At 70.0% G+C, this 14,131-nt stretch carries 15 protein-coding genes; 13 read left to right on the top strand and 2 right to left on the bottom strand.

Annotated features, from left to right (window positions below):
* From VJN29_RS07680 to VJN29_RS07630, 11 genes are all read left to right on the top strand, one after another.
* A partial coding sequence (locus tag VJN29_RS07680) for a hypothetical protein (RefSeq protein ID WP_324143037.1) occupies positions 1-224 on the top strand: 224 nt, incomplete at its 5' end.
* A 65-nt stretch (positions 225-289) separates the two neighbouring features.
* Positions 290-1,120, top strand: coding sequence for a translation elongation factor Ts (gene tsf, locus VJN29_RS07675; protein ID WP_324143036.1), 831 nt, complete (start codon positions 290-292; stop codon positions 1,118-1,120).
* A gap of 160 nt (positions 1,121-1,280) precedes the next feature.
* The gene (sqr, locus tag VJN29_RS07670) at positions 1,281-2,531 is read left to right on the top strand and encodes a type III sulfide quinone reductase, selenoprotein subtype (protein ID WP_324143035.1); all 1,251 of its coding nucleotides are present in this window, start codon (positions 1,281-1,283) and stop codon (positions 2,529-2,531) included.
* A gap of 19 nt (positions 2,532-2,550) precedes the next feature.
* The gene (locus VJN29_RS07665) at positions 2,551-2,865 is read left to right on the top strand and encodes a TusE/DsrC/DsvC family sulfur relay protein (RefSeq protein ID WP_324143034.1); all 315 of its coding nucleotides are present in this window, start codon (positions 2,551-2,553) and stop codon (positions 2,863-2,865) included.
* Positions 2,865-3,383, top strand: a complete 519-nt coding sequence (locus VJN29_RS07660) for a DsrE/DsrF/DrsH-like family protein (RefSeq protein WP_324143033.1) — start codon at positions 2,865-2,867, stop codon at positions 3,381-3,383. Before VJN29_RS07665 ends, VJN29_RS07660 begins: the two co-directional genes overlap by 1 nt.
* 81 nt (positions 3,384-3,464) lie before the next feature.
* Positions 3,465-4,145, top strand: coding sequence for a response regulator transcription factor (locus VJN29_RS07655; RefSeq protein WP_324143032.1), 681 nt, complete (start codon positions 3,465-3,467; stop codon positions 4,143-4,145).
* The gene (locus VJN29_RS07650) at positions 4,142-6,820 is read left to right on the top strand and encodes a DUF4153 domain-containing protein (protein WP_324143031.1); all 2,679 of its coding nucleotides are present in this window, start codon (positions 4,142-4,144) and stop codon (positions 6,818-6,820) included. Before VJN29_RS07655 ends, VJN29_RS07650 begins: the two co-directional genes overlap by 4 nt.
* A 35-nt stretch (positions 6,821-6,855) precedes the next feature.
* Complete coding sequence (locus tag VJN29_RS07645) at positions 6,856-7,986, top strand: aminotransferase class I/II-fold pyridoxal phosphate-dependent enzyme (RefSeq protein ID WP_324143030.1); 1,131 nt, start codon at positions 6,856-6,858, stop codon at positions 7,984-7,986.
* A gap of 79 nt (positions 7,987-8,065) precedes the next feature.
* Positions 8,066-8,794 (top strand): UMP kinase, encoded by a 729-nt coding sequence (gene pyrH, locus VJN29_RS07640; RefSeq protein WP_324143029.1) that lies wholly within the window; start codon positions 8,066-8,068, stop codon positions 8,792-8,794.
* An 86-nt stretch (positions 8,795-8,880) separates the two neighbouring features.
* A complete protein-coding gene (frr, locus tag VJN29_RS07635; RefSeq protein WP_324143028.1) occupies positions 8,881-9,438 on the top strand; it encodes a ribosome recycling factor in 558 nt (185 codons plus the stop codon).
* Between the two features lie 33 nt (positions 9,439-9,471).
* Positions 9,472-10,356 (top strand): phosphatidate cytidylyltransferase, encoded by an 885-nt coding sequence (locus VJN29_RS07630; RefSeq protein ID WP_324143027.1) that lies wholly within the window; start codon positions 9,472-9,474, stop codon positions 10,354-10,356.
* A gap of 24 nt (positions 10,357-10,380) precedes the next feature.
* On the opposite strand, the gene VJN29_RS07625 is transcribed toward VJN29_RS07630, so the two are convergent.
* Positions 10,381-10,809 carry a hypothetical protein gene (locus VJN29_RS07625; RefSeq protein WP_324143026.1) on the bottom strand — a complete coding sequence of 143 codons (429 nt, stop codon included), beginning with the start codon at positions 10,807-10,809 and terminating at the stop codon, positions 10,381-10,383.
* Between the two features lie 12 nt (positions 10,810-10,821).
* Positions 10,822-11,313, bottom strand: coding sequence for a hypothetical protein (locus VJN29_RS07620; RefSeq protein ID WP_324143025.1), 492 nt, complete (start codon positions 11,311-11,313; stop codon positions 10,822-10,824).
* A gap of 226 nt (positions 11,314-11,539) precedes the next feature.
* Between VJN29_RS07620 and VJN29_RS07615 the strand changes: the two genes are divergently transcribed.
* Positions 11,540-13,240: a sensor histidine kinase gene (locus VJN29_RS07615; RefSeq protein WP_324143024.1), complete on the top strand. Its 1,701-nt coding sequence runs from the start codon at positions 11,540-11,542 to the stop codon at positions 13,238-13,240.
* Positions 13,237-13,875 carry a response regulator transcription factor gene (locus VJN29_RS07610; RefSeq protein WP_324143023.1) on the top strand — a complete coding sequence of 213 codons (639 nt, stop codon included), beginning with the start codon at positions 13,237-13,239 and terminating at the stop codon, positions 13,873-13,875. The genes VJN29_RS07615 and VJN29_RS07610 overlap by 4 nt, the downstream gene beginning before the upstream one ends.
* Positions 13,876-14,131: the final 256 nt, after the last annotated feature.

Here is a 14,131-nt window from a genome sequence, read left to right as displayed (position 1 = left end):
CTGCCGAGGCTCCGGCTGCTGAGGCGCCCGCTGCCGAGGCTCCGGCTGCTGAGGCGCCCGCTGCCGAGGCTCCGGCTGATGAGGCTGCGGCTGCTGAGGCTCCCGCCGAGCCCGTCGCGGCGACGGCTGAGGCCGCCGAGGCCCTGCAGGCCGACGCTGCCGAGCAGGCCCCGCTCGAGGTCCCGGTGGCCCGGGCCGCTGAGGCGCCGGCCGAGCAGGCCTGAGCCCGCCTGTCGCGCAGTCGATTTCCTGATTTCACGTACCACAGACGAAAAGAGCGAATCTGAGCATGGCGAACTACACCGCCGCTGACATCAAGGCGCTCCGCGAGCAGACCGGCGCGGGCATGTTGGACGTCAAGAAGGCGCTCGACGAGGCCGAGGGAGACCGCGCCAAGGCCGTCGAGATCCTCCGCGTCAAGGGCCTCAAGGGCGTCACGAAGCGTGAGGGTCGCTCGGCCTCCAACGGTCTCGTCGCGGCCCAGGCCGACGACGGCGTCGGGACCCTCGTCGAGGTCAACTGCGAGACGGACTTCGTCGCCAAGGGCGAGAAGTTCATCGCCCTCGCCGACCAGGTCCTCGCCCAGGCCGTGGCCGCGCGGGCCGCCGACACGGAGGCCCTGCTCGCGAGCACCATTGAGGAGGGCAAGACGGTCCAGGACCTGCTCGACGAGGCCAACGCCACGATCGGGGAGAAGATCGAGGTGCGCCGCGTCGCGCGCCTCGAGGGCGACAAGGTCGTCTCCTACCTGCACAAGACGTCGCCGGACCTGCCCGCGCAGATCGGCGTCCTCGTCGCCCTCGAGGGTGGCGACGAGCAGGTGGGCCGGGATGTCGCGATGCACATCGCGGCGTTCAGCCCCTCCGTCCTGACGCGCGAGGAGGTCCCGGCCGAGACGGTCGAGAACGAGCGTCGCGTCGCCGAGGCCACCGCGAAGGAGGAGGGCAAGCCCGAGGCCGCCCTGCCGAAGATCGTCGAGGGCCGCGTCAACGGCTACTTCAAGGAGAACGTCCTGCTCGAGCAGCCGTTTGCCAAGGAGCCGAAGAAGACCGTCGCGAAGGTGCTCGAGGAGGGCGGCGCCAAGGCCACTGCCTTCGCGCGCTTCCGCGTCGGCCAGTGAGGTCCTAGACCCCGCCAGGCACTACCGTATGCCGCTCACTTGACCCAGGTGAGCGGCATACGGCTGTCTGGATGGGTTGGTGAGATCATCTACTACGTATTGTCGTAGATCACAGGTCGAAACTCTTCCATTCATACCCCTCCGGGTATGGGATGAAGACATGGCCACCGTAACGAAGAAGTCACTCGTGGTGCTGGGCGCGGGCACGGCCGGAACGATGGTCGCGAACAAGCTCCGGCGCCGCCTTCCCAAGACCGACTGGTCGCTCACGGTTGTCGACAAGACCGACATCCACGACTACCAGCCCGGCTACCTGTTCATCCCGTTTGGGATGAACACGCCCGAGCAGGTCCGCAAGACGAAGCACGCGTTCATCGGCGATGGCGTGGAGCTCGTCCTGGCCGAGGTCGACACGGTCGACCCCGAGGCCCGTTCCGTCGCGCTGACGGACGGCCGCACGCTCGCCTACGACTACCTCGTCATCGCCTCGGGCACGACACCGCGCCCGGACCAGACGCCCGGCATGCTCGGCGATGAGTGGCACCGCTCGGTGGGCGAGTTCTACACGTACGACGGGGCGGTCGCCCTCCGCGACCAGCTGCGCGGATTCACCGGTGGCCGCCTCGTGGTGCACATCACGGAGCTGCCGTTCAAGTGCCCGGTGGCGCCGCTCGAGTTCACCTTCCTCGCCGACGACTACCTCAAGCAGCGGGGGATCCGAGAGCGCACGGAGCTCGTCTTCGTCACGCCGCTCGACGGAGCCTTCACGAAGCCGGTCGCGAGCAAGGAGCTCGGCCACCTGCTCGAGGAGCGGGGAGTCGCCGTCGAGACCGACTTCATGGTCGAGAGCATCGACCAGGAGCGCAAGGTCCTCGTCTCCTACGACGAGCGCGAGGTGGCGTATGACCAGCTCGTGACCATCCCGCTCAACATGGGCGCGGAGTTCGTCGCGCGCTCCGGCCTCGGTGACGACCTCAACTACGTCCCGGTCGACAAGCACACGATGCAGTCCACGGAGCACCCCGAGATCTTCGCCCTCGGCGACGCCAGCAACATCCCGACTTCGAAGGCCGGCTCGGTGGCCCACTTCTCGGTCGAGGTCTTCGTCGAGAACTTCCTGCAGCTCATTGCGGGCAAGCCGATGACGCACTCGTTCGACGGCCACGCGAACTGCTTCGTCGAGTCCGGCGGCGGCAAGGCCCTGCTGCTCGACTTCAACTACGACACGCAGCCGCTCACCGGCACCTTCCCGGTCCCCAAGGTCGGACCGATGACCCTGCTCAAGGAGTCGCGCGCCAACCACCTCGGCAAGCTCGCGTTCCGGCACATCTACTGGAACATGCTCCTCCCCGGCCGACCCTTGGGACTGCCGTCAAACATGTCGATGTCGGGCAAGATCCCGGCAGCCTGAGCCGAAAGGACACAGCACCATGCCCACCACCACCATCGCCGGCCACCAGGTCGAGGTCAACGACGAGGGCTTCCTCACGAATCCGGACGACTGGGACGAGCAGCTCGGCGCCGAGTTCGCCAGGCTCATCGGAGTCGCCATGAGCGACGAGCACTGGAAGCTCGTCCAGTTCCTGCGGGACGACTACAAGGCGCAGGGCGAGACCCCCACTCTGCGGCGCGTCAGCACCCAGACAGGCCTGCCGGTCAAGCAGCTGTTCACGATGTTCCCGGGCAAGCCGGCCAAGAAGATGTCGTACGTCGCGGGCGTACCGAAGCCGAAGGGATGTGTGTGATGACCACCACCGTTGAGGGCGCCCCTCTCGTCGTGCCCAACTTCGACGACGAGGAGTCGACGGGCCGCAAGCTCGCCATCATCTGCAGCAAGGGCACGCTCGACATGGCGTATCCCGGGCTGATCCTCGGCAACGCTGCCCTGGGTGAAGGGATCGAGACGCACCTGTTCTTCACCTTCTGGGGCTTTGACATGATCAACAAGAAGACGCAGAGCAGCCTCAAGGCGACCTTGCTCGGCAACACCGCCATGCACCTGCCCCAGGGACTGGGCGGCATCCCCGGAATGACCCACCTCGCCACGTCGCAGCTCAAGAAGGCCATCGCCGAGCTCGACATCCCCGAGGTGCCCGACTTCCTCGACCAGATCGTCGCCTCGGGTGGTCACCTGTGGGCGTGCCGACTGTCCGCCGAGATGAATCACCTCACCGAAGCGGACCTGCGGGACGACATCGAGGGCATCATCTCGGCGTCGGACTTCATCGAGATGACCGCAGGCGCCCAGCTGCTCTTCATCTAGGACCGGGCCCCAGCCGGATCTTCACACGATCTCCAGACGGCGCACGCAGCTCGCCCGCAGCCGCGCTCCTAGGCTCGACGCATGAGCCGAATCCTCCTGGTCGAGGATGACCCGACGATCAACCAGACGGTCGCCGACCGCCTCCGTGCCGAGGGATTCGAGGTCGTGCAGGCCTTCGACGGGCCGGGTGCCGTGGCCGCCCACCTCGAGCACCGCCCGGACCTCGTCGTGCTCGACATCATGCTTCCGGGCTTCGACGGTCTCGAGGTCTGCCGCCGGATCCAGTCGGAGCGGCCGGTGCCGGTCCTCATGCTGACGGCCCGGGACGACGAGACCGATCTGCTCGTCGGCCTCGGAGTCGGAGCCGACGACTACGTGACCAAGCCGTTCCGCATGCGTGAGGTCGTGGCGCGGATCCGGGCGCTGCTTCGGCGGGTCGAGCGGGCCCGCCAGATGGCGGCGCAGGGAGAGCCGGCCATCTCCGTCAACGGCCTGGTCCTGGATCGGGCCGGTCGTCGCGTCACGGTCGACGGCGGCCCGGTTCACCTGACGCCCCTCGAGTTCGACCTGCTCGTCGCGCTCGTGGAGGAGCCCGGGACGGTGCGGTCCCGCGAGGACCTCATGCGCGAGGTCTGGGGCTGGGCGGAGGCCTCCGGGACGAGGACCCTCGACAGCCACGTCAAGTCCCTCCGCGCCAAGATCGGCGCACACCGGGTCAGGACCGTGCACGGGGTGGGCTATGCCTTCGGAGTCGGGTCGTGAACCCGGATCGCCCCCTGGACGGACTGAGGTCCATCAAGGTCAAGCTCGCCGTCCTCGTCGGCCTGAGCATCGTCGCGGCGTCGATCGTCTCCGAGGTCGGTGACCGGGCCGGCGTCCCGGTCTGGCTGACGGTCCCGGTCACCATCGTCGGTGCACTTGGCGTCGTCCAGTGGCTGGCACGCGGCATGACGTCACCGTTGCGGGAGATGACCTCGGCAGCCGCGGCGATGGCCACCGGTGACTACTCACGCAGGGTCTCGGACACCTCGGCCGACGAGGTGGGCCAGCTGGCGCGTGCCTTCAACACCATGGCGGCCGACCTCGCGGCGTCGGACCAGCAGCGCCGCCAGCTCATCGCCACGGTGTCCCACGAGCTGCGCACGCCCCTCACGGCCCAGCAGGCACTGCTCGAGAACCTCGTCGACGGCGTCGTCTCGCCGGACGACGCCGCGCTCCGCACCGCCCTCGCCCAGGCTGAGCGCCTGAGCGAGCTCGTGTCCGACCTCCTCGACCTCAGCCGCGTCGACGGCGGCATCAAGCCGCTGTCGCTCGCGCCCGTCGACGTGGCGGGGCTCGTCGCGCAGGGCGTTGCCGAGGCCACGGCCGGAGGCGCCGACCAGCGGCGGATCAGCTTCCGCACCGTGGTCGACGGGGATGGTGGCCGCAACGGCAAGAAGGGTGCGGAGCGTGCGGGCGATGGCGGCGACGACCTGATCGTCGAGGGGGACGCCGACCGCCTCGCGCAGGTGCTCGCCAACCTCCTCGACAACGCCGTCCGCCACAGCCCCGTTGGGGGCTCCGTCACTGTCCGGGCCGGTGCCCTCGACCCTGAGCGATGGATGCTCGAGGTCGCCGACGAGGGGCCGGGAATTCCGGCGGACCGGGCCGTCCGGGTCTTCGACCGCTTCGGGTCGTGGGGCGACTCGGGCGGCGGCACCGGGCTCGGGCTCGCCATCGCGAGCTGGGTGTGCGAGCTGCACGGAGGCTCCATCGCGGTCCTGCCATCGGAGGCCGGCGCCACGGGTGCCCGGATCCGCGCCGTCCTCCCACGCCATCCCGCCAAGGCTGTGACCCGCCCGCCCGCCACTGTCGCGAGTGCCGACCACGTTCCCGCCGCACCCATCCCCAAGGAGCGCCTCATGACCACCGTCCCCGTGTCGCCCAACCCGGCTCCGTCGCAGCCTGCCGGTGTCCCCGCCCCGCCGTTCGTCGACTCGGTCTTCGGCGACCTCTGGCCCGAACGAGGACTCGCCCCGCAGCCGCGCCTCGTCCTGGGCTCGGTGGGGATCGGTCTGCTCGCTGCCCTCGTCGTCCCGGACCGGAACCTCGGCGTGGCGACCTTCGCCATCCTGCTGCTCTCCGCCGCTCTCGTCTTCACGGCTTCGGTCCACCGGCGCGAGCGCGCCATGCAGGTCACTGCACTGCTCGCCGTCGCCCTCACGAGCCTGGTCGTGCTGCGAGCGGCCGAGTGGCTCGCGGTCGTCGCTGTCGGTGTCGCCGGGCTCCTTGCGTTGACCGCCCTCACCGACGCGCGCGGCCTCGCCTCGATGGTCGGCGGCTGGGTCTCGTGGGTCCTGGCCGGTGTCCGTGGTCTGCCACTGCTCGGACGCACCCTCAATGCCATGTCCAAGGTGTCGATCCTCTGGCCGGTCGTGCGAACTGCGGCGATCTCGGTCGTGGCGCTCGTCCTCTTCGGGGGACTGTTCGCCTCAGGGGACGCGGTCTTCGGCTCGTGGGCGCAGGCGATTCTGCCCGACTTCGCGGTCGACAGCCTCGTCGCCCGCTTCTTCGTCGCCTTCGTCGTCGCCGGAACGGTCCTGGCGGCCTCCTACGTCGCCGTCAACCCGCCCCGCGTCGACAGGCTGGCGCTGCCGGAGGGGCGCCGGGTGGCCCGGGCCTGGGAGTGGCTCGTCCCGGTCGGGCTCGTCATCATCACCTTCGCGATCTTCGTCGTTGCCCAGGCGACGGCGATGTGGGGTGGTCACGACTACGTCCAGCGGACCACCGGACTCTCCTACGCCGAGTACGTCCACCAGGGCTTCGGGCAGCTGACGGCCGTCACCTTCCTCACCCTGCTCACGGTCGCCATCGCCGCCCGCAAGGCGCCGCGCGGGACAGCTCCGGACAGGCTCACCTTCCGGATCGCCCTGGGCCTGCTCTGTGCGCTGGCGCTCGTGGTGGTGGCCTCGGCCCTCTACCGGATGCACGTGTACCAGGAGGCCTACGGCTTCACCGTGCTGCGCGTCCTCGTCGACGCCTTCGAGCTGTGGATGGGGCTGCTCCTCGTCTTCGTCCTGCTTGCCGGGATCCGACTGTCGGCACGCTGGCTGCCGCGCGCCGCGCTCCTGTCGGGGGCCCTCATCGTCCTCGTCATCGGGTTGGCCAACACGGAGGCGTGGGTGGCCCAGCAGAACATCGACCGGTACCACGCGACCGGCAAGCTCGACGTCGCCTATCTGGCCACGCTCGGAGCGGACGCTGCCCCGACCATTCGCGCCGGTCTGCCCGAAGACCTTTCTGCCTGCATCATCAGCTCGCACGGCCTGCCGGGGCCCGACGACGCCCTCGGCTGGAACCTCGGGCGTGCCCGGGCCAGCGACCTGGGCATGGACCCCCTGCCGGGCTACGAAGCGACGGCGTGCTCCACGGCGCTCCGTGAAGGCATCGGGAGCTGAACGGAGCGACCCCACGGTTGGGGCAAGATGGCAGGGTGCGTGCCGATGTCGTCGACCTGTTCGAGTTCGACCCTGCCCTGACTCACCTCAACCACGGCGCCTTCGGTGCGGTCCCGCGCGTCGTGCGTGAGGCGCAGGACCGCGCTCGCGCCCGGATCGAGGTCGCGCCGATGAGAGCGTTCCGGGACGAGCTGCCCCAACAGCTCGCGGCCGCCCGGGAAACGGCGGCAGCGTTCCTCGGACTCGCCGCCGACTCCGCCCCGCTGGTCCGCAACGTGTCCGAGGGCGTCGCCATCGTGCTCCGGGCCCTCCATGTCGGACGGGGCGACGACGTCGTCGTGAGCAACCACGGCTATCCCACCGTGAGCTGGGCGGTGCAGGCCAACGGCGGCACGGTCCGGGAGGCCGCCTTCGACGCGGCCGCGACGACGACCGACATCGTGGCGGCGTTCACGGAGGCGCTCACTCCGGAAACGCGCCTGGTCGTCATCGACCAGATCACGTCGCCGACCGCGCTGCTCCTGCCCGTGGCCGAGGTGGCCGCAGCCGTCGCTCCGGTCCCGGTCCTCGTCGACGCCGCCCACGTGCCCGGCGCCCTCCCGGACCTCAACATCGAGGCCCTCGGGGTCGCGTTCTGGGTCGGCAACCTCCACAAGTGGGCCTTCACGCCGCGGTCGGCGGCCGTCCTCTGGGCAGACCCCGAGCGCCGGATCGACCTCCGCCCAGTCGTGACCTCATGGAGCCACGGCGAGCCCTACCCCGCCTCCTTCGACCTCCAGGGCACCGTCGACCACTCCGCCTGGCTCGCGATCCCCGATGCCATCGACTTCTGGCAGCGCCTCGGCGGGTGGGACCAGGTCGAGCGCAACGCCGCGCTCCTGCGCCGTGGAGCCGACCACGTGGCCAAGGCGCTGGGGGCTGGGAGCGAGCTCGGCGGCATACCCTCTGCTCCGTGCATGACGCTCGTGCCGCTCCCGGACGGGGTGGCGGAGACGCAGGAGGCGGCCGAGGCGCTGTGGCACCAGCTGTACGCCGCTGGGTTCGTCGTCCCGCCCGTGTCCTTCGGGGGCCGCGGGTTCGTGCGGCTCGCGGCGCACGCGTACAACGACGAGGACGACTACGCGCGCCTCGCCGAGACCCTCGTCACCCTGGTGGGCGACGGCTGAGACGCCGATGCAACCGCGGCGGCCCGGATGTGGAAGGATCGGGCGACCGCCGGAACGCTGCCACCAAGGAGGCTCCGTCATGACCGACGCCCGCAACACCCGGTTCCAGAGGGTGCTCCTGAAGCTTTCCGGTGAGGCCTTCGGCGGCGGCAAGGTGGGCGTCGACCCGAGCGTCGTCGCGGGGATCGCCAAGCAGATCGCCGCGGCGGTCCGGGGCGGCGTCGAGGTCGGCGTCGTCGTCGGCGGCGGCAACTTCTTCCGTGGCGCCGAGCTCCAGCAGCGCGGCATGGACCGCACCCGGGCCGACTACATGGGCATGCTCGGCACCGTCATGAACTGCCTCGCCCTCCAGGACTACCTCGAGAAGGAAGGCGTCGAGACGCGGGTCCAGTCCGCCATCGCCATGCAGCAGGTCGCCGAGCCGTACATACCCCGCCGGGCGATCCGCCACATGGAGAAGGGCAGGGTCGTCATCTTCGGTGCCGGCGCCGGCATGCCGTTCTTCTCGACCGACACGGTGAGCGCCCAACGGGCGCTCGAGACGAAGTGCGACGCCCTGCTCATCGCCAAGAACGGCGTCGACGGCGTCTACTCGGCGGACCCGAAGACCGACCCCTCCGCGACGAAGTACGACACCCTGACCTTCGACGAGGGACTGGCCAACGGGCTGCGCATCGTCGACGCGGCGGCGTTCTCGCTCTGCAAGGAGAACAAGCTGCCGATGGTCGTGTTCGGCATGGAAGGCGACGGCAACATCACGCGCGCCCTCCTGGGTGAGAAGATCGGCACGCTGGTCACCAACGCGTGAGCATGATTGACACCGGGCGATGACGTGGTCCCCGGCCAAGACCCTGTGCGGACGGTGACGATGACGAGGACGAGGAAGGGAGAGACATGATCGACGAGACGATGTTCGAGGCCGAGGAGAAGATGGACAAGGCCATCGAGGTCCTCAAGGAGGACTTCGCGGGCATCCGGACCGGTCGCGCCAACCCCGGCCTGTTCAACAAGCTCCTCGTGGAGTACTACGGGGCGCCGACGCCGCTGCAGCAGCTCGCGTCCTTCCAGAACCCGGAGCCGCGCACGATCCTGGTCATCCCGTTCGACAAGTCGGCCCTGCACGCGATCGAGAAGGCCATCCGTGACTCGGACCTCGGCGTCAACCCGGCCAGCGACGGCCACCTGATCCGCTGCGTCATGCCCGAGCTGACCGAGGAGCGGCGCAAGGAGTACATCAAGCTGGCCCACCACAAGGCGGAGGAGGGCCGCGTCTCGGTCCGCAACATCCGCCGCAAGGCGAAGACCGACATCGACCGGCTCGTCAAGGATGGCGAGGTCGGCGAGGACGATGGCACTCGGGCGGAGAAGGAGCTCGAGACGCTCACCAAGAAGCACACCGACCTCATCGACACCCTCGTCAAGCACAAGGAGTCCGAGCTGCGCGACGTCTGAGGCCGTGCGGCCCCAGAGACAGCGCACGTGTCCATGACCACCCCATCCAGCGCCGCCGTGCCCGATCCGCCAGTTCCGTCAGAGCAGCCAGTGCCCCCGGTCTCGCGGGCCGGCCGAGACCTCAAGGCCGCCATCGGCGTCGGTGTCGTCCTCGGCACCCTCATCATCACGACGCTGCTCGTGAGGAAGGAGTCCTTCCTCGTCCTCATGGCGGTCGCCGTCGCCATCGGCATGTGGGAGCTGCACGTCGCGCTGCGCAATGTTGCCGTGCGGGCGCCGCTCGTGCCCGCTGTCCTGGGCATGGTCGGCATGACGTGGGCCGCCTACGTCCACGGCCCGGCCGGCCTGGTCACCGCCTGGGTCGTGACCTGCGCTGTCATCGTGCTCTGGAGAGGCGGCGGCCGCCTCGACGGCGCGGGCGGCGACGTCCTCGGCGGCATCTTCATCTCGACCTACCCGCCGCTCCTCGTCGGCTTCGCCGTCCTCCTGCTCGCGGCGCCGGACGGCGTGGGCCGGATGTTCGTCTTCCTGATCACCGCGGTGTGCAGTGACATCGGTGGCTACGCGGCGGGCGTCATGCTCGGCAAGCATCCCATCGCCCCGACCATCAGCCCGAAGAAGTCGTGGGAGGGGTTCGCCGGGTCGGTCCTCCTCTGCATCCTCGCCGGCTCGCTCACCATCCACTTCTTCCTCGAGCACCCGTGGTGGATCGGCATCCCGCTCGGAGTGACCGTGGCCATCGCCGCAACGATCGGTGACCTCATGGAGTCCCTCATCAAGCGCGACCTCGGCATCAAGGACATGTCGAACGTCCTGCCGGGGCACGGCGGGATCATGGACCGCCTCGACTCCCTCATCGTCGTGGTGCCCATCGTCTGGGCCGTGCTCAGCCTCCTGGCGGAGCGGGCCGTGCGGTGACGAGACGTGCCGTGACAGGACGGGTCAGTTGGGCCTGAGGGCCTGGACCAAGCCGGTGACCTGGATCGTCACGGCGCCGACGTCGGGCCAGTCGTGGTAGGCGAACTGGGTGAAGCTGCATGACACCGTCTTGAGCCGCGTGCCCGAGGCGCCATGAACCGGCTCTGGCGCTGAGAGGGTCTCGTCCAGGACCCGGCCGGAGGCGTCGGTGACGAGGACGTGCCACTGGAAGACTGTGGGGGTGAGCACCGAATTGCCGCCCACCACGTGCACCGCGGCCGATTCCGACGCGGTTCCCACCACCGTCGCCGCGTAGTGGCTCTGGTCCGAACAGTGCAGGTCCACGACGAACGTATTGGCGTTGCTCGGGCCGGCCATCGCGCTGGGAGCCATCACGCCCCCAAGCAGCACGGCAGCAGCCGTGGCTGAAACGAGGTTGGATCGCGTAGACATGTCCGGCTCCCTTCAGCGCGAGATCGAGCCGACGATGCCGCCGAACGTCGTGGCGACGATGACGAGGATGGCGATGACGAGCCCGACCACTCCGAACGCACGCGCAGTGCCGGTCTGCGGGTGGCTGCCCTTGGCCAGACCTCCGAGCCAGGCGGCCGCCGCACCGAGCACGGCGGGAGCCCCGGACCAGAAGACGGCGAGCGACACGACGCTCAACGATCCCAGCACGATGGCGCCGACCCGGGCGCGCTCGGGGTCACGGGAAAGGGGCAGGGCGATCGCCAGTGCGAGCACGAGTCCCGCACCACCGACGATCGACGTGGCAACGATGCTCTCGACGGCGCCACTGGGTGAGTAAGGGTCCGCGTCTGTGAACACGATCTGGCCGACGTGCATCAGGACGCTCAACACGGTGGACAGGGCAAAGGCGCCGCCCACGAGCAGTGCGGGGGACAATCGACCCTCGCCGGTTCGTGTCTGGCTGGATGCTTCATGGGTTGTCATGGTGATCTCCAGGGTCGGTGCCCCGGCCCGTCCGGGGTCTACGCAACACGGTGGGTCGTGCGGCGTCCCGCCCGCCAGACCATTGACGGCCGCCTGCATCCCGCTCCGTCCCGCCGTGTCCCGCCGCCTCCCGCTCCGTCCCGCTCCGTCCCGGGGTCATCCTCTGGGCGTCCCCACTTGAGGCGGACTCGCCCCGCGGACAGTTCTCTGGGCGGATGATGGGCCCGTGGACAGCGCGTCGCCCGCTGCGCGGGGTGTGCCGATCGGCGTCGTCGTGGCGGCAACGGTGGTCGCCGTCGGGGCGCTACCGACCCTGATGGGGCTGAACGAGACTGGCGTTCCGACTGGGGCGCTGTACAGCGCCGGCTGGCCGGCCCTGGGCCTGGCGGCGGCCATGCTCATCGACAGCCGCCGGGACGCGCGGCTGGGCATTGTCATGACGGTGCTGGCGCTCGTCCCGGTCGTGGTCTTCGTCGTTGCCCTCGTGGCCGAGGGCGCACCTGTGTGGGAGGGCCTCGAGCGGACCTGGCGGGCAGCCGGCTTCGTTCCGGTGCTCGTGGCCTGTGCGGCGATCATCGCGGCTGCCGGGTTCGCACCGAACCGGCAGGCGCGCCGGCGCCAGTGCTGGCTGCTGGTGTGGACGGCCGTTCTCCTGGCGGCACTGGCCCTTGCGCCGCTGGCGGTCGACGCGCGCACCACGGCCGTGATCATGACGCTGGGTCTCTGGGGACTGTCCGGCCTGGTCGTTCGGCTCGTCACGGTCGACGACCTGCGCCCCCTTGACGAGCCACTCGTCGACGTCGCTGCCGCCATCATCCCGATGGGGATCGGCGCGGGAGTCGGTGTCGCCGTGGGGGTCGTGGCCAACCGGGCCGGGCTCCCGGCCCCCGAGCTGTCGGCGGCGTTCGCGGCGGTCACGTCGGCGGCCCTGGCTTGGCCGGGGGCGCGGCTGGTCCGGCGATGGTGGCTCGAACGCCGCTACGGCACCGGGGTGCTCGCGCCATCCGACGTTGCGGCCATCACCGCGGACCTGCACCACCTGACGGATCCTCGCGAGCTGCTCGGCAAGGCGTCCGACCTCGTCGCTGCCTGCAGTGGTCATCGGGGAGCAACGGTCGTCCTCGGCCAGGACCAGCCAGACGTCCCACCCAACTGGGTGTCGCACTCGCTCGTCGTCGGTGGCGACCGGGTGGGCACGCTGCTGCTGGACGCTGCGGACCCAGAGGGTCCGGAGCCTCGCCAGGTGCGCACCGTCGAGCAGCTGGTCCCGACCCTCGCCCTTGTCTGTCGGGCGGTGGCCCTCGCGATCGACGCGAGCCATGCCGAGCAGGACGTGGCCAGGGAGCGGGATGCCGAGCGTCATCGGGTCCTGGGGGACCTGCACGACGGCCTCGGCCCGGTGCTCGCGGGGATGAGCATGCGACTGCAGGCAGTCCTGCGCACCGAACCGACCCCCTTGCTCGAGTCACTCGCGAGCCAGCTGAGCGTGGCGCGCACCGACCTTCGAAGGCTCGTGACCGACCTGGCACCCGCCGCACTCGACGGCACCGACTTGGGCGCGGCGCTGTCGCGGCTGTGTGCCAGTTTCGACGGGGAGGGGCGACATGTAGCCGTCGAGTTCGACGGCGAACTGGAGCCGCCCCCGGCCGTCGCCGTGGCGGTCTACAGGTCGGTCGCCGAAGGCGTCACCAACGCCTTCCGGCACGGACAGGCGACCCACGTGAACGTCCGCGTCTGTGCGGCACATCCAGGGCAGGTGACCGTCGACGTGTTCGACGACGGGACAGGCGGGCCGGTAACCCCCGGCTTCGGTCTCACCTCGCTGCGCCGCCGCGCGGAGAACCTCGGCGGGACCCTCGCCGTCGAAGGTCGTCCGGGGTCGGGTCTGAGACTCCACGTCGAGCTGCCCGTGCGGGGGGCGGCATGATCAGGGTCCTGCTCGTCGACGACCACCCCATTGTGCTGTCGGGGCTGTCGGCCCTGGTCCAGTCCGACGACGATCTCTCGTTGGTCGGCGCAGTCGGCACCGTCGCCGCGGCGCTCGCGTCGACGCAGGAACCGGACGTCGCGGTGGTCGACCTGGACCTGCCAGACGGCAACGGCATCGACCTCGGTGCCGCACTGAAACATCGGTGGCCCGGACTCAGGGCGCTGGTGCTCACCATGCACCAGGACGACCAGGCGGTGCTGCGCACTCTCGGCGCCGGGCTGGACGGCTATCTGCTCAAGGACTCCGATCCGGAGGACATCCTTGCGGCGATCCACTCCACCGCAGGCGGAGCCCTCGTGCTGGGCACTGGCGCCTCCGCCGCGGTGGTCGCGGCAGCCGCGCACGCACCGCGGGCCGATGCCCTGGCCGCGCTCGACGCGCGCGACCTGGAGATCCTCGATCTGCTGGTGCGGGGGGTGCCGACGTCGCAGGTGGCCGCGAAGCTGTTCCTCGCCCCGAAGACGATTCGCAACCGCCTCTCGGACATGCTCGGCAAGCTCGGGGTGGCCACTCGAGAGGAAGCCATCGCCCTCGGACGCGCCGGCGGCCTCGGGGCAGCGAGGCCGTCCTGAGCCACCGACCGCATCCCAGCCAAACCTTTACAGGCGATGCCGTTTGCCACCGCTCGGCTGGCTCCCCGGGCCACCCCACCATTGGTCGAGTGTGCCGTTTGCGTCGGGCGCGGAGTGCACACTCGACCGGGACTGGGCCTGGGCGCAAACCGCACACTCGACGAGGAGGAACCTGCCGGGGGCGGGGAGTGCACACTCGACCGGGACTGGGCCCGGGCGCGGACTGCACACTCGACGAGGAGGCGGCCCAGCGGCA

Source organism: Intrasporangium sp. (assembly GCF_035280925.1).
In the GTDB taxonomy this organism is placed as follows: Bacteria; Actinomycetota; Actinomycetes; order Actinomycetales; family Dermatophilaceae; genus Intrasporangium.
This window is presented reverse-complemented; position numbering and strand designations above follow the sequence as displayed.

Excerpts from the sequence above, each read along its gene's own strand:
- tsf (WP_324143036.1), top strand. The coding sequence starts at position 290 with ATGGCGAACTACACCGCCGCTGACATCAAGGCGCTCCGCGAGCAGACC.
- sqr (WP_324143035.1), top strand. The coding sequence starts at position 1,281 with ATGGCCACCGTAACGAAGAAGTCACTCGTGGTGCTGGGCGCGGGCACG.
- VJN29_RS07665 (WP_324143034.1), top strand. The coding sequence starts at position 2,551 with ATGCCCACCACCACCATCGCCGGCCACCAGGTCGAGGTCAACGACGAG.
- VJN29_RS07660 (WP_324143033.1), top strand. The coding sequence starts at position 2,865 with ATGACCACCACCGTTGAGGGCGCCCCTCTCGTCGTGCCCAACTTCGAC.
- VJN29_RS07655 (WP_324143032.1), top strand. The coding sequence starts at position 3,465 with ATGAGCCGAATCCTCCTGGTCGAGGATGACCCGACGATCAACCAGACG.
- pyrH (WP_324143029.1), top strand. The coding sequence starts at position 8,066 with ATGACCGACGCCCGCAACACCCGGTTCCAGAGGGTGCTCCTGAAGCTT.
- frr (WP_324143028.1), top strand. The coding sequence starts at position 8,881 with ATGATCGACGAGACGATGTTCGAGGCCGAGGAGAAGATGGACAAGGCC.
- VJN29_RS07630 (WP_324143027.1), top strand. The coding sequence starts at position 9,472 with ATGACCACCCCATCCAGCGCCGCCGTGCCCGATCCGCCAGTTCCGTCA.
- VJN29_RS07625 (WP_324143026.1), bottom strand. The coding sequence starts at position 10,809 with ATGTCTACGCGATCCAACCTCGTTTCAGCCACGGCTGCTGCCGTGCTG.
- VJN29_RS07620 (WP_324143025.1), bottom strand. The coding sequence starts at position 11,313 with ATGACAACCCATGAAGCATCCAGCCAGACACGAACCGGCGAGGGTCGA.
- VJN29_RS07610 (WP_324143023.1), top strand. The coding sequence starts at position 13,237 with ATGATCAGGGTCCTGCTCGTCGACGACCACCCCATTGTGCTGTCGGGG.